Source organism: Variovorax monticola, from assembly GCF_051216855.1.
Classification (GTDB): Bacteria; Pseudomonadota; Gammaproteobacteria; order Burkholderiales; family Burkholderiaceae_C; genus Variovorax.
The window spans coordinates 227,734-248,914 of record NZ_JBPJZP010000005.1 but is presented as its reverse complement, the minus strand read 5'-3'; the positions used below and the strand labels follow the sequence as shown (position 1 = coordinate 248,914).

The 21,181-nt window shown below is 69.3% G+C and carries 21 protein-coding genes; 10 read left to right on the top strand and 11 right to left on the bottom strand.

All coding sequences use genetic code 11. From position 1 onward, the window contains the following. Window positions 1-16: 16 nt before the first annotated feature. The 5 genes from ACSFA5_RS18985 to ACSFA5_RS18965 are packed head-to-tail and all read right to left on the bottom strand — an operon-like array spanning window position 17 to window position 4,553. Window positions 17-994 (bottom strand): MBL fold metallo-hydrolase, encoded by a 978-nt coding sequence (locus ACSFA5_RS18985; RefSeq protein ID WP_435445587.1) that lies wholly within the window; start codon window positions 992-994, stop codon window positions 17-19. After that, window positions 991-1,200 (bottom strand): DUF2783 domain-containing protein, encoded by a 210-nt coding sequence (locus ACSFA5_RS18980; RefSeq protein ID WP_435445586.1) that lies wholly within the window; start codon window positions 1,198-1,200, stop codon window positions 991-993. Before ACSFA5_RS18980 ends, ACSFA5_RS18985 begins: the two co-directional genes overlap by 4 nt. After that, the gene (locus tag ACSFA5_RS18975; RefSeq protein WP_435445585.1) at window positions 1,197-2,846 is read right to left on the bottom strand and encodes an FAD-dependent oxidoreductase; all 1,650 of its coding nucleotides are present in this window, start codon (window positions 2,844-2,846) and stop codon (window positions 1,197-1,199) included. The genes ACSFA5_RS18980 and ACSFA5_RS18975 overlap by 4 nt, the downstream gene beginning before the upstream one ends. Window positions 2,847-2,863: 17 nt before the next feature. Next, window positions 2,864-3,985 carry an alpha/beta hydrolase family protein gene (locus ACSFA5_RS18970; protein ID WP_435445584.1) on the bottom strand — a complete coding sequence of 374 codons (1,122 nt, stop codon included), beginning with the start codon at window positions 3,983-3,985 and terminating at the stop codon, window positions 2,864-2,866. After that, on the bottom strand, window positions 3,978-4,553 hold the full coding sequence (locus tag ACSFA5_RS18965) for a VOC family protein (protein WP_435445583.1): 576 nt from the start codon (window positions 4,551-4,553) through the stop codon (window positions 3,978-3,980). Before ACSFA5_RS18965 ends, ACSFA5_RS18970 begins: the two co-directional genes overlap by 8 nt. An 84-nt stretch (window positions 4,554-4,637) precedes the next feature. Here ACSFA5_RS18965 and ACSFA5_RS18960 point away from each other — a divergent pair, with 84 nt between their 5' ends. The 3 genes from ACSFA5_RS18960 to pyk all read left to right on the top strand — a co-directional run bounded on the left by ACSFA5_RS18960 (window position 4,638) and on the right by pyk (window position 8,377). Further along, a complete protein-coding gene (locus ACSFA5_RS18960) occupies window positions 4,638-5,543 on the top strand; it encodes a LysR family transcriptional regulator (protein ID WP_435445582.1) in 906 nt (301 codons plus the stop codon). Window positions 5,544-5,634: 91 nt separating this feature from the next. Continuing rightward, the gene (locus ACSFA5_RS18955; RefSeq protein ID WP_435445581.1) at window positions 5,635-6,828 is read left to right on the top strand and encodes a phosphoglycerate kinase; all 1,194 of its coding nucleotides are present in this window, start codon (window positions 5,635-5,637) and stop codon (window positions 6,826-6,828) included. A gap of 100 nt (window positions 6,829-6,928) precedes the next feature. Then, a complete protein-coding gene (pyk, locus tag ACSFA5_RS18950; protein ID WP_435445580.1) occupies window positions 6,929-8,377 on the top strand; it encodes a pyruvate kinase in 1,449 nt (482 codons plus the stop codon). Between the two features lie 7 nt (window positions 8,378-8,384). On the opposite strand, the gene ACSFA5_RS18945 is transcribed toward pyk, so the two are convergent. Next, entirely contained in the window at window positions 8,385-9,401 is a 1,017-nt protein-coding gene (locus ACSFA5_RS18945) for a 1-aminocyclopropane-1-carboxylate deaminase (RefSeq protein WP_435445579.1), read from the bottom strand. A 135-nt stretch (window positions 9,402-9,536) separates the two neighbouring features. On the opposite strand from ACSFA5_RS18945, the gene ACSFA5_RS18940 reads away from it, so the two are divergent. From ACSFA5_RS18940 to ACSFA5_RS18925, 4 genes are all read left to right on the top strand, one after another. Continuing rightward, window positions 9,537-10,022, top strand: coding sequence for an Lrp/AsnC family transcriptional regulator (locus ACSFA5_RS18940; RefSeq protein WP_435445578.1), 486 nt, complete (start codon window positions 9,537-9,539; stop codon window positions 10,020-10,022). A gap of 35 nt (window positions 10,023-10,057) precedes the next feature. Beyond that, window positions 10,058-10,972 carry an alpha/beta hydrolase gene (locus tag ACSFA5_RS18935; protein ID WP_435445577.1) on the top strand — a complete coding sequence of 305 codons (915 nt, stop codon included), beginning with the start codon at window positions 10,058-10,060 and terminating at the stop codon, window positions 10,970-10,972. 86 nt (window positions 10,973-11,058) lie between these two features. After that, entirely contained in the window at window positions 11,059-12,123 is a 1,065-nt protein-coding gene (gene fba, locus ACSFA5_RS18930; protein ID WP_435445576.1) for a class II fructose-bisphosphate aldolase, read from the top strand. Between the two features lie 107 nt (window positions 12,124-12,230). After that, the gene (locus tag ACSFA5_RS18925) at window positions 12,231-13,136 is read left to right on the top strand and encodes a phosphoribosylaminoimidazolesuccinocarboxamide synthase (protein ID WP_435445575.1); all 906 of its coding nucleotides are present in this window, start codon (window positions 12,231-12,233) and stop codon (window positions 13,134-13,136) included. 57 nt (window positions 13,137-13,193) lie between these two features. Here the strand turns inward: ACSFA5_RS18925 and ACSFA5_RS18920 are convergent, their stop codons facing one another. The 3 genes from ACSFA5_RS18920 to ACSFA5_RS18910 form a co-directional block, all read right to left on the bottom strand. Next, window positions 13,194-13,655 carry an META domain-containing protein gene (locus ACSFA5_RS18920; protein ID WP_435445574.1) on the bottom strand — a complete coding sequence of 154 codons (462 nt, stop codon included), beginning with the start codon at window positions 13,653-13,655 and terminating at the stop codon, window positions 13,194-13,196. A 62-nt stretch (window positions 13,656-13,717) separates the two neighbouring features. Beyond that, window positions 13,718-13,990, bottom strand: coding sequence for a hypothetical protein (locus ACSFA5_RS18915; protein WP_435445573.1), 273 nt, complete (start codon window positions 13,988-13,990; stop codon window positions 13,718-13,720). A gap of 108 nt (window positions 13,991-14,098) precedes the next feature. Next, entirely contained in the window at window positions 14,099-15,019 is a 921-nt protein-coding gene (locus ACSFA5_RS18910; RefSeq protein WP_435445572.1) for a tetratricopeptide repeat protein, read from the bottom strand. 36 nt (window positions 15,020-15,055) lie between these two features. On the opposite strand from ACSFA5_RS18910, the gene purE reads away from it, so the two are divergent. The 3 genes from purE to ACSFA5_RS18895 are packed head-to-tail and all read left to right on the top strand — an operon-like array spanning window position 15,056 to window position 17,819. Beyond that, a complete protein-coding gene (gene purE / locus ACSFA5_RS18905; RefSeq protein ID WP_435445571.1) occupies window positions 15,056-15,613 on the top strand; it encodes a 5-(carboxyamino)imidazole ribonucleotide mutase in 558 nt (185 codons plus the stop codon). After that, window positions 15,610-16,806 (top strand): 5-(carboxyamino)imidazole ribonucleotide synthase, encoded by a 1,197-nt coding sequence (locus tag ACSFA5_RS18900; RefSeq protein WP_435445570.1) that lies wholly within the window; start codon window positions 15,610-15,612, stop codon window positions 16,804-16,806. The genes purE and ACSFA5_RS18900 overlap by 4 nt, the downstream gene beginning before the upstream one ends. Then, window positions 16,803-17,819 carry an L-threonylcarbamoyladenylate synthase gene (locus ACSFA5_RS18895; RefSeq protein ID WP_435445569.1) on the top strand — a complete coding sequence of 339 codons (1,017 nt, stop codon included), beginning with the start codon at window positions 16,803-16,805 and terminating at the stop codon, window positions 17,817-17,819. The genes ACSFA5_RS18900 and ACSFA5_RS18895 overlap by 4 nt, the downstream gene beginning before the upstream one ends. Before the next feature lie 199 nt (window positions 17,820-18,018). On the opposite strand, the gene ACSFA5_RS18890 is transcribed toward ACSFA5_RS18895, so the two are convergent. Together ACSFA5_RS18890 and dacB are read right to left on the bottom strand one after the other, a co-directional pair. Beyond that, window positions 18,019-19,611: an alpha/beta hydrolase family protein gene (locus tag ACSFA5_RS18890; RefSeq protein WP_435445568.1), complete on the bottom strand. Its 1,593-nt coding sequence runs from the start codon at window positions 19,609-19,611 to the stop codon at window positions 18,019-18,021. A gap of 122 nt (window positions 19,612-19,733) precedes the next feature. Then, window positions 19,734-21,176, bottom strand: coding sequence for a D-alanyl-D-alanine carboxypeptidase/D-alanyl-D-alanine endopeptidase (gene dacB / locus ACSFA5_RS18885; protein WP_435445567.1), 1,443 nt, complete (start codon window positions 21,174-21,176; stop codon window positions 19,734-19,736). Window positions 21,177-21,181 lie beyond the last annotated feature (5 nt).

The window sequence follows — 21,181 nt, the reverse complement described above, 5'->3', positions numbered from 1 at the left end:
GTGAAATCGGTTCAGGTCATTCGCCGCGCAGCACCTGCCAGAGCTCGCGGTCGCGTTCGGCGGTCCACACCACGGGGTGTTCGATGCCGCGCAGCTCGTCATAGGCGCGCGACACGTCGAAGGGCAGCACGTGCTGGAACACGGGCCAGCTGCCGAAGCGCGGCGCCATGGCCGCCTCGGCGCGTGCGAAGCAGCCGCGCAATGTTTCGCCCGCGGCGATGCCGGCCCGCACGCTGTCGAGCAGCGTGGAGAGAAAGTCCTTGGTGAGGTCGATGGCCTCTGCGCAAGCGGCTTCGTTCTGCAGCACCGCGCCGCGGCCCGGCACCAGCACGCGCGGGTTCAGCGCCCGCACCGCGTCGAGCGTGCCGGCCCAGTCGCCGATGTAGGCATCGCCCGCGTACACGCCGCAGTGGTTCTCGACCACGTCGCCCGAAAACAGCACGCCGCAGTCGGGCAGCCAGGCCACCGTGTCGCCGCTCGAATGGCCGCGGCCCAGCGCCATCAGGCGCAGCTCGCGGCCCGTGCCGGGGCGCGGGCCCAGCCACAGGCTCATCTCGCCGGCGAAGCTCAGCGTCGGAAAGGTCAGGCCCGGAATCTCCTCCACGCCCGCGAACAGGCGCGGAAAGCGGCCGACCTCGGAGTCGAAGTCGGCCTGCCCGCGCGTGCGGATCCAGTCGAGCGTGCCGTGGCTCGCCACGATCTGCGCCACCTCGTCGAAGGCGCTCGCGCCCATCACGCGCACCGCGTGGTAGTGGGTGAGCACGATGGTCTTCACGGGCTTGTCGGTCACCGTGCGGATGGCCGCGAGAAAGTCGCGCGCCATGCGCGGCGTGGGGCGTGTGTCGATCAGCACCACCTGGTCGTCGCCGACGACGAAGCCGCAGTTGGGGTCGAAGTCGCTGATGTAGCCGTAGGCGCCGGGCGCGAGCTCGCGCAGCTGCGGCTTCTGCTCGCGGGTGTCGGAAGCCGAAGCGAAGGAGACGGAAGTGGTCATGGTGCGTGGGGGGTCGTGGGGTCTTGCGCGGCCGCTGCCGCGTGGATGCAGGCGAGCAGCACGCCCTGGTCGGCGCACTGGTTGGCCAGCAGCAGCACCAGGCGCGCGTTGAGGTCGGCGCTCTGCGCGTCGGTGCGGCCTTCGTGCGCGGCGAGCAGCGCCGCGTAGAAGCCGTCGGGGTCGGGGATGCGGGGTTCGATGTTCATGGGTTGTCGTTGTGTGCGAGCGCGGTGCGCAAAGCCGAGGCAATGGCTTCAGGCGTGGCGTTCTGCAGCACGGCCGCGCGGTAGGCATCGGGACGCACCAGCGCGAAGCCGCCTGCTTCTTCGATGCCGAGGTGGGCGGCCAGCGTGTCGTCGGCTTGCAGCGTGGGCAGGCCGCTGTCCCCGCCCACGGCCAGCAGACGCAGCGGCAACGAAGCCGTGCCCTCGAGCGCTGCGTCGGCCTGCGCGCGTGGGGGCGCGAACCACAGGCCGATGCATTGCGTGCCTTCGGCGAGCAACTGCATCAACGTCGTCTCGCGCCCGTCTGCCCAGCGCAGCGGCAGGTTCTGCACAGTGCGCGCGCCCTCGGGCAAATGCGGGGCGGCCGGGTAGGCGTTGGCGACCGACATGCGCCCCGTGTTCACCAGCGCGCGTGCGAACGGGTAGCGCGCCGCCAGCGCCACCACCGCGCGGCGCAGCGTGTGTTCGGCCGGCGAGCGCGGCGCCAGAAAGCGCGCCGAGCGGCTCGTGACCTGCAGGTTCTCTTGCGCGGCGGGTTGGCGCTCGGCGTCGTAGCTGTCGAGCAGCGCATCGCCGGCCTGGCCTTGCGCGACCAGCGCGAGCTTCCAGCCCAGGTTGGCCGCGTCCTGGATGCCGCTGTTGCCGCCGCGCGCGCCGAACGGGCTCACCACGTGCGCCGCATCGCCGATGAAGAACACCGGCCCGTGCCGGAAGCTGTCGAGCAGGTGGTCGCGGTAGCCGTAGGGCCCGATCCACACGAACTCGAACGCCACGTCGGGCCCGAGCTGCGCGCGCAGCCGCGCGCCCGCCACCTCGGGCCGGCTGATGGCGGCCGTGTCGCAGTCCTCGGGCATCTGGTAGTCGATGCGCCACACGCCGTCGGCCATCAGGTGCTGCCACACGCCGCGGCCTTCGTTGAAGGGGGCATCGACCCAGGTCCAGCGCTCGGTGGGCAGCGGCTTCTCGAAGCGCACGTCGCTGATGCACCAGCGGTCGGTGCTGCGCGAGGCATGGGCCTCGATGCCGAGCTGTGTGCGAATCGGGCTGCTGGCGCCGGTCGCGTCGATCAGCCGGTCGGCCTCGATCGTGTAGCTGCCGGCAGGCGTCTCGATGTCCAGGCGCACGCCGTCGGCCAGTGGCTCGACGCGCGTCACGCGGCTCTTCCACCGCACGTCGGTCACGCCCAGCTCGAGGATGCGCTCGACCAAAAACCACTCGACGTAGAACTGCTGCAGGTTGATGAACGGCGGCTGCTTCGAAACGCTGTTCGCCTGCAGGTTGAAGTGGTAGACCTCGTCGTCGCCGGAGAAGGTGCGCCCGAACGACCAGGTGATGCCCTTGGCCGCGATGCGCTCGTAGATGCCCAGGCGCTCGAAGACTTCCAGGCTCTTCTGCGCGTAGCAGATGCCGCGCGACGAAGCGCCGCGCACGCCGACGGTGTCGTCCTCGTCGAGCAGCACGGCGGACACGCCGCGCTGTGCGAGGTCGCAGGCCAGCGTGAGGCCGGAAGGCCCGGCGCCGACGATGACGATGGGGTGGCGCACGACCTTCTTGCTCTGCAGTTCAGGGGGTGGCGTGAAAGGCCATGCCGGCAACTCGTAGGCCGGCGCGAAAGCGAAGTTTTTCATGTCTTTGTCGTGGGGTGCTACAGCGCGTGCGCGAATTCGGCGATGGCGTCGGCCGCCTGCGGCACCAGCTCGGGCTGCCCCGCCAGATAGTGGTTGCCGCCCACGATGTCGACGTTGCGGATGCGAGCGCCGCCCGCGGCCAGCCACGCGTCGCGCGTGCTCGGAAAGGTCGACTGGTCGCCCGTGTAGGTCAGCAGCAGCGTGGGCACTGTGGTCCGCGCGAGGTTGGCCGGCCCGTCGGCCTGCGAGCGCGACGACCATTGCGACAGAAACGCCGTCAGCGAGGTGGTGCGCCCCATGGCGTTGGCCGAGTAGTTCACCTGCCGCGCGTCGCCCCACACGCTGCCGGGCCGCCGGTCGTTCGCGTCCAGCGACAGGTCCACGCAGCGCGGATCGGCGTGCGTGCGGTAGACGATGAAGGTCTGGTCTCGCGGCGCGCCCGCCGTGCCGCGCAGCAGCGCGAGGCGCTCGACGCACCACTGCTCGATGCGCTCCAGCCGCGCCTTCTGCGCCGCGCTGAAGCGCGCCAGAAAGTCGCTGTCGTAGGGCATGCGGTGGCGCGGGTCGTACATGTCGAGCTCGGGGTCCACCGACAGCGGATCGTGCTCGTCGGTGACCGAGGGGTCGATCCAGTCGCGCATCAGCCGGGTGCGGCCCAGGTGCGCGGCGCACAGCGCGATGCCGTCCACCGGCGGCAGGTCGGTGGGGTGCAGGTGCGTGGGGTCACCGTCGGGCAGGTGGGTGGCGGTGAGGTTTTCGGCCTGCGCCTGGTAGAAGGCCGCGAGCGCGGCGCCGCCCGAGTTGCCGACGAGAAACACCTTCTCGTAGCCGGCTTCGCGCAGGTGCCGCACGCCGGCGCCCAGGTCCTGGATGGCGCGCTCCATCAGCAGCACCGTGTCGTTGCCCACGAAGCGCGAGTTCAGCCCCATGCAGCAGATGCCGCGCTCGGCCAGCGGGGCGATCAGGTAGTGGCCCATGAAGTTGCTGGTCGGGTGCATCACGATGGCCGCGACCTTCTTCGGCCCCTGTGGCGCGCAAAAAGCGCCGTAGATGCGCGGGCGCAGCAGCTGCAGGCCCGACTGGCTTTCCATCGCCGCGCCGGGCTTCACGTCGATGACGGCGAGTTGCAGTTCAGACATGCGCTGCGCCCTTCGTCGCTGCGCGCAGCGCGGCCTTGCGCACCGTCCACGCGTCGAGGTCGGCACGCGCGCGCAGCGCATGCGCGTCCATCTCGGCCTGCGGCACGGTGGGCGTGGTCAGTTCCACGCGAATGCCGTTGGGGTCGAAGAAGTAGATCGATTCGATGATGTGGTGGTCGGTCACGCCCAGCACCTCGACGCCCGCGGCTTCGAGCCGCGCCTTGGCCGCCTGCAGGTCGGCCACCGAATCGACGCGCAGCGCGATGTGGTTCACCCACGAAGGCGTGTTGGGCGAGGGCAGCGCCGCCGTGTCGTCGCCCAGGTCGAAGAAGGCGATGTACGAACCGTCGCGCATCTGGAAAAAGATGTGCACGTAGGGGCAGTACTCGCCCGTGCTCGGCACGTGGTCGCTCTGGATGACGTGGGCCAGCGGCAGGCCCAGCAGGTCTTCGTAGAAGCGGCGGGTTTCCTCGCTGTCGCGGCAGCGCCAGGCGAAGTGGTGCAACCCGAGAACGGGCGGAGGTGGGGGTGGGGGGGCTGTGTGGGCAGTCGTCGTTGTCGTCGGCATGCGTGTCTCCGTTCGGCCGCGATTGGGCGACGACGCGTCTTATGATGCAATCGAAATTAATTCATCGATTGATGAAAGAACCATATGAATCTGACCCTGCGCCAGCTGCGCGCTTTTGCCGCCGTGGCCGAAACCGGCAGCTTCACCGCCGCGGCACGGGAGCTGCACCTCACGCAGTCGGCGCTCAGCGTGCTGGTGCGCGAGCTCGAACGCGAGATGGGCGCGCAACTGCTCGACCGGAACACCCGCAGCGTGCAGCTGTCGGAGGCGGGTCGCGAGTTCTTGCCCTCGGTGCATCGCTTGCTGGGCGACCTGACGAGCGCGGTGGCCGGCGTCACGGATTTGCGTGACAAGAAGAAAGGGGTGTTGCGGCTTGCCGCGCCGCAGCTCATGGCCTGCACGCTGATGCCGCGCGTGATCGCGGCCTATCGCGAGACCTACCCCGACGTCGATGTGCGCCTGGCCGACACGCTGCCCGAGCACCTGCTCGCGGGCGTGGTGGCCGGCGACGTCGAACTGGCCGTGGGGCAGGACGTGACGGTGGACAGCGCCATCGAGCGGCGCACGCTGTTTCGCGACCGGCACTGGCTGATCTGCCCGCCGGACCATGCCTTCGCCCGACGCCGCAAGGTGCGCTGGCATGAGCTGGCGCCCTACACCTTCATCGCCCCCACGCGCGACTTTCGCCAGCGCGTGCTGCCCGAACTGGGGCCGGCCGAGCGCGACTACATGCTGCGCCCCGGCACGCAGGAGGTGTCGTACATGACGACCGCGCTCGGCATGGTGGCCTCGGGGCTCGGGCTCACGGTGTGCCCGACCTACTCCGCCTCGCTGGTGCGCGCCCACGGCCTGCAGATGGTGCGGCTGGAGTCGCCCGACTTCCACCGCGAGGTGTGCGTCTACAGCGCGGCGCGGCGCAGCCTGTCGCCGGCGGCCGCGAGCTTCGTCGAGATCCTCGAAGGTTTCGCGAAAGCCCAGCCGAAGCGTTGAAAAGCATCGGGCCGCCGCAAGAGGCGCACAGGGCCGCGAGGGGCCCAAACCTACAATGCAGGCCGACCCGTCTTCCACCTACTCCAGATCCATGAACGTCATTCGATTCACCGACCTCTGCGCACAGGGCAAAGCCGCCGGCCAGCGCGTTTTCATCCGTGCCGACCTCAACGTGCCGCAGGACGACGCCGGCCACATCACCGAGGACACGCGCATCCGCGCCTCGGTGCCCTGCATCCAGCTCGCGCTGGACGCCGGTGCGGCCGTGATGGTCACCTCGCACCTGGGCCGTCCGACCGAAGGCGAGTTCAAGCCCGAAGACTCGCTGGCCCCCGTGGCCAAGCGCCTGGGCGAGCTGCTCGGCCGCGAGGTGCTGCTGGTCGCCGACTGGGTCGACGGCGTCGACGTGAAGCCCGGCCAGGTCGTGTTGCTCGAGAACTGCCGCGTCAACAAGGGCGAGAAGAAGAACGACGAGGCGCTGGCCCGCAAGCTCGCCGCGCTCACGGACATCTACGTGAACGACGCCTTCGGCACCGCCCACCGCGCCGAAGCCACCACCTACGGCATCGCGCAGTTCGCGAAGATTGCCGCCGCCGGCCCGCTGCTGGCGGCCGAGATGGACGCCATCACCAAGGCGCTGGCGCAACCCAAGCGCCCGCTGGTGGCCATCGTGGCGGGCTCCAAGGTCAGTACCAAGCTCACCATTTTGAAGAGCCTGTCGGCCAATGTGGACCAGCTGATCGTCGGCGGCGGCATTGCCAACACCTTCATGCTGGCCGCCGGCCTGAACATCGGCAAGTCGCTGGCCGAGCCCGACCTGGTCGACAACGCCCGGGCGGTGATCGAGGCCATGCGCGCGCGCGGCGCCGACGTGCCGATTCCCGTGGACGTGGTCACGGCCAAGACCTTCGCCGCCGACGCGGTCGCCACCGTGAAGGACGCGAGCGACGTGGCGGACGACGACCTGATCCTGGACATCGGTCCCAAGACCGCCGCGATCCTGGCCGCTCAGTTGCGCGAAGCCGGCACCATCGTCTGGAACGGCCCGGTGGGCGTGTTCGAGTTCGACGCCTTCGCGGGCGGCACCAAGGCCATCGCGCAAGCGATTGCCGAGAGCAGCGCTTTCTCGATCGCCGGTGGCGGCGACACGCTCGCGGCCATCGCCAAGTACGGCATCGAGAAGCAGGTCGGCTACATCTCGACCGGCGGCGGCGCCTTCCTCGAGGTGCTGGAAGGCAAAACCCTGCCGGCCTTCGAGATCCTGGCCAAACGCGCGGCCGGTTGACCGGCGGCGCGGCGGCTGGCGCGATGAAAGCCCGTCAGGGTGACTTCCGTCAGACACACAAAGTGTATACAGTAGCGAATACAAAACGGAGACTACCCTCATGAGCACGGACCGCATCCCCCGCCACGCCACCAAGATCGTTGCCACGCTCGGTCCGGCGTCCAGCACCCCCGAACTGCTGGAAAAGATGATCCAGGCCAAGGTCAGCGTGGTGCGGCTGAACTTCAGTCACGGCACGGCGCAGGACCACATCGACCGCGCGCTCATGGTGCGCGAAGCCGCCCGCAAGATGGGCCGCGAAGTGGCCATCATGGCCGACCTGCAGGGCCCGAAGATCCGCGTGGGCAAGTTCGCGCAGGGCAAGATCTGGCTGGAGCCGGGCGCCAAGTTCGTGCTGGACGCCTCGCGCACCGAACCCGGCGACATCGACGCCGTGGGCCTGGACTACAAGGACCTGCCGCGCGACGTGAAGCCCGGCGACAAGCTGCTGCTGAACGACGGCCTCATCGTGCTCACGGTCGACGGCGTCAAGGGCGAGGCGGTGCACACCACTGTCAAGCTCGGCGGCGAGCTGTCGAACAACAAGGGCATCAACAAGCAGGGCGGCGGCCTCACGGCGCCCGCGTTGACCGCCAAGGACATGGAAGACATCAAGACCGCGATGAGCTTCCAGGCCGACTACGTGGCCGTGAGCTTCCCCAAGAACGCGACCGACATGGAAATGGCGCGCCAGCTGTGCAACGTGGCCGCGGCCGAGTTCGGCCACAAGCCCGGCATGATCGCCAAGATCGAGCGTGCCGAGGCCATTCCCAAGCTGGAAGAAATCCTGCGCGCCAGCGACGGCATCATGGTCGCGCGCGGCGACCTGGCCGTCGAGGTCGGCAATGCGGCAGTGCCCGCGCTGCAGAAGAAGATGATCCGCATGGCGCGCGACATGGACAAGGTGGTGATCACCGCGACCCAGATGATGGAGTCGATGATCACCAACCCCGTGCCCACCCGCGCCGAGGTGAGCGACGTGGCCAACGCCGTGCTCGACGGCACCGACGCCGTGATGCTCTCGGCCGAAACCGCCTCGGGCCGCTACCCGCTGGAAACCGTGCAGGAGATGAGCCGCATCTGCGAGGCCGCCGAAATCGCCGAGGACAAGACGCTGGACGCCGACTTCAGCGGCAAGACCTACAGCCGCATCGACCAGTCGATCGCCATGGGTGCGCTGTTCACGGCCCACCACCTGGGCGCCAAGGCCATCGTGGCGCTGACCGAGTCGGGCTCCACCATGCTCTGGATGAGCCGCCACCGCGCGCACATTCCCATGTACGCGCTGACCTCACGGCTGGCCACGCAGCGCAAGATGGCGCTGTACCGCAACGTGCGCCCGCTGCTGATGGACTCGCAGACCGACCGCGACACCGCGCTCGAACAGGCCGAAGCCCATCTGAAAAAGCGCGGCATCGTGCAGAGCGGGGACGTCTACGCGATCACCTGCGGCGAGCCGATGGGTGCCCCGGGCGGCACCAACATGCTCAAGATCTGCAGGGCCAGTTAAGGCGCGATCAGCCGTTGCGGAACAGGAAGCTGTAGGCGTTCAGCGCGGGCACACCGCCCAGGTGCGCATACAGCACCTTCGAGCCGGCCGGGAATTCCCCGAGCCGCACCTTCTCGATCATCCCGTGCATCGACTTGCCCTCGTACACGGGGTCGGTCAGCATGCCTTCCATGCGCGCGCACAGGCGAATCGCCTCCAGCGTGCCCTCGTTCGGCAGCCCGTACTCGGGCCCGCCGAAGCGGCGGTCCAGCACCACGTCCTGGTCGGTGATGTCGCGGCCCAGCTCCACCAGCTCGGCCGTGCCCTTGGCAATGCGCACGATCTGCTCGAAGGTCTGCTGCGGCTTGGCCGAGGCGTCGATGCCGATCACGCGGTCGGCCCGCCCGTCGGCCGCAAAGCCCACCACCATGCCCGCCTGCGTGCTGCCCGTGACCGAGCAGGTCACGATGTAGTCGAACCTGAAGCCCAGCTCGGCCTCCTGCTGGCGCACTTCTTCCGCGAAGCCCACGAAGCCCAGGCCGCCGCGCGGGTGTTCCGAGCAGCCCGCCGGAATCGGAAACGGCTTGCCGCCGGCCTTGCGCACGTCGTTCATCGCTTCTTCCCAGCTCTTGCGAATGCCGATGTCGAAGCCCGCCGCGTCCAGCCGCACGTCGGCGCCCAGGATGCGCGACATCTCGATGTTGCCGACCCGGTCGTACAGCGCGTCGGAGTAGTTGACCCAGTTCTCCTGCACCAGCACGCACTTCATGCCCAGGTGCGCCGCCACCGCGGCCACCTGGCGCGTCTGGTTGGACTGGATGCCGCCGATGGACACCAGCGTGTCGTAGCCGCCCTCGATCGCCTCGGGAATCAGGTATTCGAGCTTGCGGGTCTTGTTGCCCCCGAAGGCCAGGCCGCTGTTGCAGTCCTCGCGCTTGGCGTACAGCTCGACCTCGCCGCCCAGGTGCGCGCTCAGGCGCTTCAGGGGGTGGATCGGCGTGGGGCCGAAGGTCAGGGCGTGACGGGGAAACTTCTTCAGGTTCATGGTGCGGCTCCAGGAGGTTGAAGCCTTCGATCGTAGGAAGAAGGCTCCGCAACGTGCGTGTGAAGTTCGCTGGATTGCCGGCCGAAAAGAGGGCACGATGACCAAGCCACAACTTTTCAGTTCGCTGAATCTGCCATGAGCACAACGAAATTGCGTTCGCCCCCGGAGCTCGATCGCACCGACCGCGCCATCCTTCGCGCCCTGCAGCGCGATGCCTCGCTGTCGAACGTGGCGCTCGCCGCCAAGGTCAACCTCAGCGCCGCCGCCTGCCTGCGCCGCGTGGAGCGGCTCAAGGCGTCGGGGCTCATCAAGGCCATCGTCGCGCTGCTGGACCCCGACGCGCTCGACGTCGGCATGCTGGTGATGATCGGCGTGGTGCTGGACCGCTCCACGCCCGACTCCTTCGCCGACTTCGAGAAGGCCGCGCAGAAGGTCTCGGGCTGCCTCGAATGCCATGTGGTGACCGGCGAATTCGATTACTTCATGCTCGTGCGCACGCGCGACAACGACAGCTTCAACCGCCTGCACGCCGAGCAGCTGCTGTACCTGCCGGGCGTGCGGCAGATCCGCACCTTCGTCGTTTTGAAGCAGGTGCTGTCGACCACGCAGCTTCCCATCTGACGAAACCGGCGGGCGACTGCGTGCGTACTGATGCGATGAGCTTTCCCACCTTCGCGTCCCTTCGCCAGCGCCGCAGCGCCTTCTTCACCGCCGTCACCGCCGCCGCCGTGCTGTCGGCCTGTTCGCCGATCAAGGTGCTCAACGGACTCGTGCCCGCCGACACCTACCAGTTCCAGGGCGACATCGCCTACGGCAAGGCGCCGCGCCAGATGCTCGACGTGTACCAGCCGCTGCCGGCGACGCAACCGGCCCGCGGTTCCCGCCCGCTGGTGGTGTTCTTCTTCGGCGGCACCTGGACCAACGGCGACCGCGCCAGCTACAAGTTCGTCGGCGAGGCGCTGGCCGCGCGCGGCGCGGTGGTGGTGGTGCCCGACTACGGGCTGTCGCCGGCCTTCACCTACCCGGTGTTCGTGCGCGACAGCGCCCTGGCCGTCAAGTGGGCGCTCGACAACGCCGCGCAGCTCGGCGCCGACCCTAAGCAGGTCTACGTGATGGGCCACAGCTCGGGCGGCTACAACGCCGCGATGGTGGCGCTGGACGATCGCTGGCTCGGCGAGGTGGGCGCCAGCCCGAAGCAGCTGGCCGGCTGGATCGGCCTGGCCGGCCCCTACGACTTCCTGCCCATCGGCGACCCGCAGGCGCAAGCCGCCTTCAACTGGCCGAACACGCCGCGCGACTCGCAGCCGCTGGCGCATGTCACCTCCGCGTCGCCGCGCGCGCTGCTCATGGCAGCCTCGAAAGACAACCTGGTCTACCCGGACCGCAACACCGGCCAGATGGCGACCGCGCTGCGCGCCGCGGGCGTGCCGGTGGAGGTGAAGCTGTTCGACAACCTGAGCCACGTCACGCTGATCGGGGCTTTCGCCAAGCCGATCCAGTGGCTGGGCGGGCCGGTGCTGCCGCCCGTCCTGGGTTTCCTCGGGCTGGCGTCGGTGCCGTCCCACAATTAGGGTGAGGGGGGTCTCGGTAGAATTGCGGCAGTTTTCTCTCGTCTTTCCGCCTTCTTCTTTCCCTAATTCCCACGAGGTATTTCCCTATGGCTCTCGTCTCGATGCGCGAACTGCTCGACCATGCCGCGGCCAATGGCTACGGCATTCCGGCCTTCAACGTCAACAACCTGGAACAGGTCCAGGCCGTGATGGAGGCCGCCAAGGAAACCGGCGCGCCCGTGATCCTGCAAGCCAGCGCGGGAGCCCGCAAGTACGCCGGCGAAGCCTTCATCAAGCACCTGATCCAGGCCGCCATCGAGCAGTACCCGAACATTCCGCTGGTGATGCACCAGGACCACGGCCAGAACCCCGACGTGTGCAAGGGCGCCATCGACCTGGGCTTCAGCTCCGTCATGATGGACGGCTCGCTCGAGGCCGACGGCAAGACCATCGCCAGCTACGAATACAACGTGGACGTCACCAGGAAGGTTTCCGACATGGCCCACCGCCTGGGCGTGACCGTCGAAGGCGAACTCGGCTGCCTCGGCTCGCTCGAAACCATGAAGGGCGACAAGGAAGACGGCCACGGCACCGACGACACCATGACGCGCGAGCAGCTGCTGACCGACCCCGAGCAGGCCGCCGACTTCGTCAAGCGCACCCAGATCGACGCGCTGGCCATTGCCATCGGCACCAGCCACGGCGCCTACAAGTTCACGCGCGAGCCCACCGGCGACATCCTGGCGATCGACCGCATCAAGGAAATTCATCGCCGCATTCCCAACACCCACCTGGTGATGCACGGCTCGTCGAGCGTGCCGCAGGAGCTGCTGGCCATCATTCGCCAGTACGGCGGCGACATGAAGGAAACCTACGGCGTGCCCGTGAAGGAAATCCAGGAGGCCATCAAGCACGGCGTGCGCAAGATCAACATCGACACCGACATCCGCCTGGCCATGACCGGCGCGGTGCGCAAGTTCCTGGCCGAGCACCCCGACAAGTTCGACGCCCGCGAATGGCTCAAGCCGGCGCGCGAAGCCGCCAGGCTGATCTGCAAGCAGCGCTACATCGAGTTCGGCTGCGAAGGCCAGGGCGCCAAGATCAAGGGCGACACGCTGCAGGTGGTGGCCGCCCGCTACGCCAAGGGCGAGCTGGCGCAGGCCGTGGTCTGACAACTTCCGCGTCATTCGAAGGCCACCGTTCGCGGTGGCTTTTTTCTGCGCGCACAATCCGCTTTCACCGTCTTTCAGTTTCCGTCGTTCTTCACCGCATCTGCCCCATGACCACCGTCCACACCTCCTCCATCCAGAGCCTGCCCCTGCTTGCGCGCGGCAAGGTGCGCGACAACTACGCCGTCGGCGAAGACCGCATCCTGATGGTCGCGAGCGACCGGCTCAGCGCCTTCGACGTGATCATGGGCGAGCCCATTCCCGGCAAGGGCGAGATCCTCACGCAGATGGCGCTGTGGTGGTTCGACCGCCTCGGCCAGCTCTGCCCCAACCACCTGACCGGCGACGCGCCCGAGAGCGTGGTCACGGCCGACGAAGTGCCCCAGGTCACGCAGCGTTCCATGCTGGTCAAGCGCCTGAAGCCGATTCCGGTCGAGGCCGTGGTGCGCGGCTACCTGGCCGGCAGCGGCTGGAAGGAATACCAGGAAACCCAGTCGGTCTGCGGCGTGCCGCTGCCCGAGGGCCTGACCAACGCGAGCAAGCTGCCGCGCCCGATCTTCACGCCCGCCGCCAAGGCCGCGGCCGGCGAGCACGACGAGAACATCACCTACGACCGCGTGGTGGAAATCGTCGGCCCCAAGCTGGCCCAGCAGATCCGCGAGACCAGCATCGCCATCTATGAAACGGCCGCGCAGATCGCCTTGGCCAAGGGCATGATCATTGCCGACACCAAGTTCGAGTTCGGCCTGGACGAGGCCGGCACGCTGGTGCTGATGGACGAGGTGCTCACGCCCGACAGCTCGCGCTACTGGCCGGTGGAGGGCTACCAGGCCGCCCTGGCCGCCGGCACCAACCCGCCGAGCTACGACAAGCAGTTCGTGCGCGACTGGCTCGAAGCCACCAAGATCAACGGCAAGCCCTGGGACAAGACGCCCCCGGCGCCGCGCCTGCCGGCCGAGGTCATCGAGAAGACGGCCGCCAAGTACCGCGAGGCGCTGGAGCGGCTCACGGGCTGAGCCTGACCCGTCGGCGAACCCCTGAAGAAAGACCGGCCTCGCGCCGGTCTTCTGCTTTCAGCGCCCGCTGGTGCTGAGCGCCGCCACCGTGCGCCCGCTCGCGTCCAGCAGCACCAGGCGCCCCGGCCCTGCCAGCCGGTAGCTCGCGGTGCCCTGCAGCACCGAGATGAACTGCGCCTCTGTCGCCCCGCGCGCCGGGTCGGCGCAGGCCATGCGGGTGGAGGCCACCTGGCCGATCTTCAGCGTGACGCCGCTGCGCGTGTAGGTGCCCGAAATGCGGTTGCAGCCGCCCGAGCCGCTGAGGCGCCCGCTGCTGCGGTCGAACTGCAACAGCGCGTCGCTGTTGGGCGCGACGGGTTCGTCGCCCAGTTGCACCAGGCGCCATGCCGGGCCCTCGATGGGCTCGTCGAGGCTGATGCCGCTGCCGCAAGCGCTCAGGGCTGCCAGCAAGGCGGCCGTCGCGAGGGTGGGAAGCGCTGTACCGCGGGAGAAGCGTGCGAGGCGGGCGAAGGAGCGCATGGCCGGTCTTTCCTTTTCGATCTGCAACAGGTTGAATCGGGCGTGATCGTATGCGAGCGCGACTATCTCGCCAATGCCACGCCGCCGGCCAGGCGGGACTGCACGCAGCGCCGCACGCTGTCCGGCGTGTCCTGACGCGCCAGCAACGCGGGCCAGTCCGCCTTGGCCTGGCGCGCCGTTTCTTTGGCGATGGCCATCAGCCGCGCGGGGCGCAGCAGGCCCGCCGAGCGCAACAGCGCGTCGAGCGCGTCCCAGTCGAAGGCGCGCAGCTTCGCGTCGATGGCGCGGTTGACCCCGTAGTCCGAAGGCGGCACGCCCTCGAAGAAGGCCGCCACGCACACCGGGTCGTATGCGAGAACCGTTGGGCAACTCGCAGATGCAAAAAAGCGACCCGAAGGTCGCTTTTCATCAAATCTGAGCGCCCAAAGGCGCATTGACATATATCAGCTCAACACCACGCTGCTGAGCCGGCGCCGGTAGGTGGCCACCACCGGATCGTCCGGCGGAATCTGGCCGTCGGCCACCTTGATCTTCGGCGGCTCGATCACGTCGAGGATGGCGATGTAGGTCTTGCGGGCCAGCTCTTCGCTCCAGGACTTGTCGCGCATCAGGATGTCGAGCAGCTCGTCCATGGCGTCGGTCCAGCGCTGGGCGGCCATCAGCAGGCGGGCGCGGGCGAAGCGGGCCTCGAAGTCGCGCTTGTTGGCGGCAATTTTGGCCTCGAAATCGGCCATCGCAGGCGCCGCGCCTGCGGGTGGCGCTGCGAAATCGATAGCATCCATCCATCGCTGCAGCGCGTCGAAGCGGCGCACCAGGCCGGTCTTGGCGATCACCGGCGCGAAGGCGACCTTGGCGTCGTCGAGGCGGCCTTCCAGCAGCAGCAGCTTGATGTAGTCGAAGCGGGCGTCGTCGTTGGCCGGGTCGGTGGCCACGGCGTGCTGCAATTTTTCGAGCGCGCCCAGGGTGTCGCCCTCGGCCAGCGCGTCCTGCGCGGCGGCTTCTTCGGAAGCGGCTTCGGCCTCGTCGGCGCCGGGCAAGTGCTTGTCGAGGAACTCGCGGATCTTCTCGGCCGGAATGGCGCCCACGAAGCCGTCGATCGGATGGCCGTCCTTGAACATCACGCAGAACGGGATGCTTCGCACGCCGAACATTTCAGACAGCTGCGACGAGATCTGCGGCACCTTGTCGGCGTCGAGCTTGGCCAGCGTGAAGCGCCCGGCGTACTCGACCTCGAGCTTTTCGAGCACCGGCCCGAGCTGTTTGCACGGCCCGCACCATTCGGCCCAGATGTCCAGCAGCACCGGCGTGGCGACGGAGCCTTCGACCAGTTCGGCCTGAAAATTTTCGAGAGTGATGTCGATCATCGGAACCAGCTGGGGGTGAAACGTAAAATTGAAACCATGAACGAAACCATTCAGGTCGGTGTAGTGATGGGCTCGAGCTCCGATTGGGAGACGATGCGCAACGCGGTCGAGATTCTCCAGCAATTCGGAATCAGCCACGAAGCAAAGGTGGTCTCGGCCCACCGGATGCCCGATGCGCTCTTTGCGTACGCCGAAAGCGCCGCCGGGCGCGGGCTCGCCGCGATCATCGCGGGCGCGGGGGGCGCGGCCCACCTGCCGGGCATGCTGGCGTCCAAGACCACGGTGCCCGTGCTCGGCGTGCCGGTGGCCAGCCGGCACCTGCAGGGCGTCGATTCGCTCTACAGCATCGTGCAGATGCCCAAAGGCGTGCCGGTGGCCACATTCGCCATCGGCAACGCCGGCGCGGCCAACGCGGCGCTGTTCGCGGTGGCCATGCTGGCGGTGAACGACCCGGCGCTGCGCGCCAGGCTCGACGCCTTCCGCACGGCGCAGACCGCGGCCGCCGAAGCCATGACGCTGCCGCCGGCCCCGGTCAGCGCCGGCGAGTCCGCCCCGGTGTCCCCCTTCTCGCCGCAAGGCGGAGGTGCCCTGTGAGCGGCCATGAAGGCGATCTGCCCGTTCTTCCGGGCGCCACGCTCGGGGTGCTGGGCGGCGGCCAGCTGGGGCGCATGTTCGCGCATGCCGCTCAGCGCATGGGCTATTTCACGGCGGTGCTCGACCCCGACGCCGACAGTCCCGCCGGCCGTGTGAGCCACCACCACATCCACACCGACTACGACGACGTCGACGGCCTGGCCCGCCTGGCCGGCCTGGCCGACGCGGTGACCACCGAGTTCGAGAACGTGCCCGCGCCCTCGCTGGAGCATCTCGCGGTGGCCCGCCCGGTGTCGCCCGGCGCCGCGGCCATCGCCATCGCGCAGGACCGCATCGCCGAGAAGGCCCACTTCACGCGCTGCGGCGTGCCCTGCGCGCCCTATGCGGCCATCGAGACCGCCGCGCAGCTCGCCGCCGTCGACGACAGCTTGCTGCCCGGCATCCTGAAGACCGCGCGCCTGGGCTACGACGGCAAGGGCCAGCAGCGCGTGAAGACGCGCGCCGAGCTGGTCGAGGCCTGGCAGGCCACGGGCTGCGTGCCCTGCGTGCTCGAGAAGATGCTGCCGCTCGAATTCGAGTGCTCGGTGATCCTGGCGCGCGGGCGCGACGGTCACATCGTGAACTTTCCCCCGCAGCGCAACCTGCACCGCGACGGCATCCTGGCCGTGACCGAGGTGCACGCGCAGAACATGCCCAAGACGGTGGCGCAGGGCGCGGTCAATTCCGCGAAGAGCATCGCCAGCGGGCTGGACTACGTGGGCGTGCTGTGCGTGGAGTTCTTCGCGCTGGCCGACGGCTCGCTGGTGGTGAACGAAATGGCCCCGCGCCCGCACAACAGCGGCCACTACACGATGGAAGCCTGCGACGTGTCGCAGTTCGAGCTGCAGGTGCGCACGCTCGCCGGCCTGCCGCTGGCCGCGCCGCGCCAGCACAGCCCGGCCATCATGCTCAACCTGCTGGGCGACCTGTGGTTTGTCGACGGTGGCGATACACCGGTCACGCCACGCTGGAGCGACGTGCTCGCGCTGCCCGGCGCCCACCTGCACCTGTACGGCAAGGTCGACCCGCGCCGCGGCCGCAAGATGGGCCACCTGACCTTCACCGGCGCCACGCTCGACAGCGTGCGCGCCGCCGCGTCGCAGGCCGCGTTGCTGCTGGGCCTGCCCGCGGTGACCACCGCCGAGCTCGCATGATCCTGGACGGGCGCTCTCCCCAGCCCCAGGCCGTCGACGCCATCGCCGAAGCCGCGCGCGTGCTGCGCGCGGGCGGCCTGGTGGCTTTCCCGACCGAAACCGTCTACGGACTGGGCGCCGACGCCACCAGCGACATGGCCGTGGCCGGCATCTTCAAGGCCAAGGGTCGGCCGTCGGACCACCCGCTGATCGTCCACGTGGCGGCCGGCATCAAGGGCACCGAGGCGCTGTCGCGCTTCGCGCAGCCGCTGCCGCTGTTCGCGCAGAAGCTGGTGCAGGTCTTCTGGCCCGGCCCGCTCACGCTGATCGTCACGCGCCAGCCCGGCGTGGGCGCTGCCGCGGCAGGCGGGCAGGACACCATCGGCCTGCGCTGCCCCTCGCATCCCGTGGCGCAGGCGCTGCTGGAGGCCTGCGCCGAGCTGGGCGTGCCCGGCGTCGCGGGGCCCAGCGCCAACCGGTTCGGGCGCGTCAGCCCGACCACCGCGCAGCATGTGCACGACGAGTTCGGCGACGACCTGCTGGTGATCGACGGCGGCGCGTGCGAGGTGGGCATCGAGTCGACCATCGTCGACTGCAGCCGCGGTGCGCCGGTGCTGCTGCGCCCTGGCGTCATCACACGCGCGCAGATCGAGGCCGCCTGCGGCGAGAAGCTCAGCGACCGCGACGTGCTCGACACGCCCGACCCGCGCGCCTCGGGCACGCTGGAGGCGCACTACGCCCCGAACGCCAAGGTGCGGCTGATGGACGCCAAGGCGCTCCAGGCCGGGCTCGACGTGCTGGGCGCCAACGCGGCGCACATTGCGGTGTGGGCCCGCGCCCCGATGCGCACCCGCTCCCAGCGCCTGCTGCTGCGGCGCATGCCCGACGACGCCGCCGCCAGCGCGCAGCAGCTGTTCGCCGTGCTGCGCGAGTTCGACGCGCAGGGCGTCAAGCTGATCTGGATCGAGACCCCGCCCGACACGCCCGAGTGGGAAGGCGTGAAGGACCGGTTGCAACGAGCGTCAGTGGCCTGATCCAGGAACACCGAGGAACCGGCTTTGCCGGGCCTCAGGTGTTGCCCCCGGTAGGGGGTTGGCGAAGCGACACGAAGTGCGCGCAGCCTGGGGGCGAGCCACGTTCACCGGCTTTGCCGGGCCTCAGGTGTTGCCCCCGGTAGGGGGTTGGCGAAGCGACACGAAGTGCGCGCAGCCTGGGGGCGAGCCTTGACCCCGGTCATCCTCCGGCGGCGAGCACGCCCTGGAAGAAGCCCCGTGCCGCCGCCAGGCAGAACGGCGGCGCCAGCGTGCCGTGGTACGCCAGCGTGACCGCCTGCGCCTTGTCCGCCGCGCTGCCCGTCGTGCTCTGCACCAGCGACGCCTTGGCCTGCGCGAAGCCGGCGCGCGCTGTCGAATAGACGTCGACCGCGGCCGAGTCTTCCAGGTCGACCACCGTCAGCGCGGCGGCCGGCATGCCCTTGGCGCGGAAGTAGCCTGCCGTGGCGCGCGTGCTGACGAAGTTCACCGTCGGGTCGTTGGCGCCGCCGCACATCAGCACCGGCCGGGCGGGCACCCAGTTGCGCAGGTCGTTGGCCACGGCCGCCTTGCGGAAACCCGTGGACGGCGTGCAGCCCAGCGGCGTGGCCGTGCTCAGCGAAGCCGCCGTGGCCGGCAGCGCATTGCCGGGGCAAGGGTTGGACTGGATGTCGGTGGCCGCCTGCGTCAGGTAGCTCTGGCGCATCAGGTTGTTGGCGCCGTAGAAGATCGCGAGTTGGCTGTTGACCGGCCCCGGCGTGGCGTTGGCCGGGAACAGCGCCAGCTGCGGCAGCTTGCCCGCGCTGAACAGCGTGTCGGGCGTCAGGCTCGGCAGCAGGGTCTCGATGCCGCTCGCGTACTGCGCTTCGTAGACGTCGCCAGGGGTGCCGTACACATTGCCGAACTGCTGCTGCCAGCTGGTCGACAGCAGCGGCACGAACAGCGTGGCGCCCAGCGCCGGCCAGCCCTGGAAGGTGTAGTCGGTCAGCAGGCTGATGGCCGAGGGCGCCGACAGCGGGGCCGAGGCCGTCACCGTCTTGCCCGTGGCCTGCATCTCGCGGTGCGCCGCCATGGCCACGTAGCCGCCCTGCGAATAGCCGGAAATGAACAGCGAGCCGGCGTCGTTCGCACCGATGTTCGAGAAGGTCTTGCGCGCCGCGGTGAGCGCATCGACCATGTCCTTGCCCTGCTGGTCGCCATTCAGGTAGGGGTGGTAGGGCAGCGTCGACTTGTCGTAGCCCGCGTAGTTGGGCGCCACCACGATGTAGCCCTGCGCAGCGAAGGTGGCCGCGATCAGCAGGCCCTCGCCGGCGGCGGCCTGCGTGCTGTCGGTCCACTTGGCGAGGTTGTAGTTGCGCGCCGCCGTGGTGCCGTGCGCATAGAGCACCACCGGCCGCTGGCCGCTGCAGGCCACGTCGGAGCCGGTGGGCACCATCACGGCGGCGGTGGCGTTGGTGGCCTCGTTCTTCGCGCCGATGGTGCGGTATTCGAGGTAGCGCATGTCGATGCCGCACTTGGGCGTGCCCGCGACCTGCAGCAGCGCGCTGCCCTGGGCGCTGGCCTGCAGGCTGGCCTTGAACTGGTCGGCCGTGAGATTGGCCGTCTGCTCGGGCGGGTTGGTGACCACCGAGCCCCGGCCGGTGTCGGCCGCGGGCAGCGGAAAGCCCACCCCGATGCCGCCACCCCCTCCGCCGCCGCCTCCCCCGCAGGCCGCGAGCAGCAGCGTGATGCCCGCGAGTGCCGCCGTCTTGTGCAGCCGGACGGGCGGTGTGGAGGTGTGTTGTGTTTTTTGCACGGGGTTTGTCTCCTGCGTTGGAATGGAATCGAACGAGCGTCCGATTCTGTTCAGCAGCGAGGTCCCACGCAATCGGTGTTCGCCTACAGCACCATGCCCGCCCGAGCCAACGCCGGAGCGGCTCAGTTGTCCTGAGAAGCCCAGTCGACCAGCGCGTCGAACGCCGCGCGCGCCGCGCCCGCGTTCTCGCCGTTGGCGATGGCCACCAGCACGTAGCGCCGCCCGCTTGCGCCGTCGACGAAACCGGCCACGCCCGAGGCGTCGCGCAGCGTTCCGGTCTTCAGGTGGGCCGAACCGCCCGAGCGCAGCGTGCGCTTCTTGAGCGTGCCGTCCACGCCCATGGCGGGCAGCGAGGACATCAGCTCGGGCATCACCGGCGAGCGCCACGCCACCTGCAGCATCTTGCCCAGCGCCGCGGCGCTGATGCGCTCGTCGCGCGACAGGCCCGAGCCGTTCTCGAACACCGGCTGCGCCTCGCCCGTGCCGATACGGTCGCGCCACCACTGGCCCAGCGCGGTGCGCGAGGCCTCGAAGGTGCCGCGGTTCTTCTGCGTGAGCCCGATGGTCAGGAACAGCTGCTGCGCCATCACGTTGTTGCTGTACTTGTTGATGTCGCGCACCACCTCGGCCAGCGGCGGCGACTCGAACTCGAACGCCGGCTTCAGTCCCGCCGGCACGCGCCCCTCGCGCATCTGCCCGCCCACGCGCCCGCCCATCTCGGCCCACATGCCGCCGATGGCGCGCAGGGCGTAGGTGCGCGGGTCGCCGTAGGCCACGGCCCAGCTTTTCTCGCCGCAGCTCGCCGGCAGGCCGCCGGCGAAGCGGATGCGGTTCACGTCGCTGAAATCGGCGCGCAGAGCCGTGCGCCAGTCGCCGCACTCGCCGGCCACCAGCGGCACGGTCGGCGGCATGGCCACGCTGGCCAGCGGGGGCTCGTAGCTCACGCGCGCGATCTGGCCCGCGCGGTCGGGCGCGAAGCTCATGTTGACCGACTTGAAGTTCACCAGCAGCGCGTCGGGCGAGGCGTTGTAGGGGCGCAGCGGCTCGCCGTCGAAGGCGCCCGGGTCGCCCTCCACCGTGGTCTCGAAGGCGCTGCGGTCGATCACGATGTCGCCGCTCACCGTGGTGATGCCCAGCCCCTGCACGTGGCGCAGCAGCAGCCACACGCGCTCCAGCACCAGCTTGGGATCGCCCTGGCCCCTGATGTACAGGTTGCCGTTGAGCACGCCGTTGGCCACCGTGCCTTCGACGTAGACCGGCGTGGTCCAGGCGTAGGCCGCGCCGAGCATGTCGAGCGCGGCGTAGGTGGTGACCAGCTTCATGATCGACGCCGGGTTCACCGGCACCTGCGTGCGCCAGGCCAGGCGGGGCTGGCGGGTGCCGTCGGCTTCTGCCACCAGCATGGTGACGGACTCGCGCGGCACCTTGGCGCGGGCGAGGGCTGCGTCGACCTGTGTGGGAAGGGCTTGGACCTGGGTTTGCTGGGCGAAGGCTGCGGCCGGGGCCAGCAAGGAAACCAGGGGAAAGGTCAGTGCGCAGGCCGCGCGGCGGAGGGCAAAAGGCATCCGCC

What these genes read in the sequence shown, in the direction of transcription:
- ACSFA5_RS18985 (WP_435445587.1), bottom strand. Translation starts at nt 994, where the DNA reads ATGACCACTTCCGTCTCCTTCGCTTCGGCTTCCGACACCCGCGAGCAG.
- ACSFA5_RS18980 (WP_435445586.1), bottom strand. Translation starts at nt 1,200, where the DNA reads ATGAACATCGAACCCCGCATCCCCGACCCCGACGGCTTCTACGCGGCG.
- ACSFA5_RS18975 (WP_435445585.1), bottom strand. Translation starts at nt 2,846, where the DNA reads ATGAAAAACTTCGCTTTCGCGCCGGCCTACGAGTTGCCGGCATGGCCT.
- ACSFA5_RS18970 (WP_435445584.1), bottom strand. Translation starts at nt 3,985, where the DNA reads ATGTCTGAACTGCAACTCGCCGTCATCGACGTGAAGCCCGGCGCGGCG.
- ACSFA5_RS18965 (WP_435445583.1), bottom strand. Translation starts at nt 4,553, where the DNA reads ATGCCGACGACAACGACGACTGCCCACACAGCCCCCCCACCCCCACCT.
- ACSFA5_RS18960 (WP_435445582.1), top strand. Translation starts at nt 4,638, where the DNA reads ATGAATCTGACCCTGCGCCAGCTGCGCGCTTTTGCCGCCGTGGCCGAA.
- ACSFA5_RS18955 (WP_435445581.1), top strand. Translation starts at nt 5,635, where the DNA reads ATGAACGTCATTCGATTCACCGACCTCTGCGCACAGGGCAAAGCCGCC.
- pyk (WP_435445580.1), top strand. Translation starts at nt 6,929, where the DNA reads ATGAGCACGGACCGCATCCCCCGCCACGCCACCAAGATCGTTGCCACG.
- ACSFA5_RS18945 (WP_435445579.1), bottom strand. Translation starts at nt 9,401, where the DNA reads ATGAACCTGAAGAAGTTTCCCCGTCACGCCCTGACCTTCGGCCCCACG.
- ACSFA5_RS18940 (WP_435445578.1), top strand. Translation starts at nt 9,537, where the DNA reads ATGAGCACAACGAAATTGCGTTCGCCCCCGGAGCTCGATCGCACCGAC.
- ACSFA5_RS18935 (WP_435445577.1), top strand. Translation starts at nt 10,058, where the DNA reads ATGAGCTTTCCCACCTTCGCGTCCCTTCGCCAGCGCCGCAGCGCCTTC.
- fba (WP_435445576.1), top strand. Translation starts at nt 11,059, where the DNA reads ATGGCTCTCGTCTCGATGCGCGAACTGCTCGACCATGCCGCGGCCAAT.
- ACSFA5_RS18925 (WP_435445575.1), top strand. Translation starts at nt 12,231, where the DNA reads ATGACCACCGTCCACACCTCCTCCATCCAGAGCCTGCCCCTGCTTGCG.
- ACSFA5_RS18920 (WP_435445574.1), bottom strand. Translation starts at nt 13,655, where the DNA reads ATGCGCTCCTTCGCCCGCCTCGCACGCTTCTCCCGCGGTACAGCGCTT.
- ACSFA5_RS18910 (WP_435445572.1), bottom strand. Translation starts at nt 15,019, where the DNA reads ATGATCGACATCACTCTCGAAAATTTTCAGGCCGAACTGGTCGAAGGC.
- purE (WP_435445571.1), top strand. Translation starts at nt 15,056, where the DNA reads ATGAACGAAACCATTCAGGTCGGTGTAGTGATGGGCTCGAGCTCCGAT.
- ACSFA5_RS18895 (WP_435445569.1), top strand. Translation starts at nt 16,803, where the DNA reads ATGATCCTGGACGGGCGCTCTCCCCAGCCCCAGGCCGTCGACGCCATC.
- dacB (WP_435445567.1), bottom strand. Translation starts at nt 21,176, where the DNA reads ATGCCTTTTGCCCTCCGCCGCGCGGCCTGCGCACTGACCTTTCCCCTG.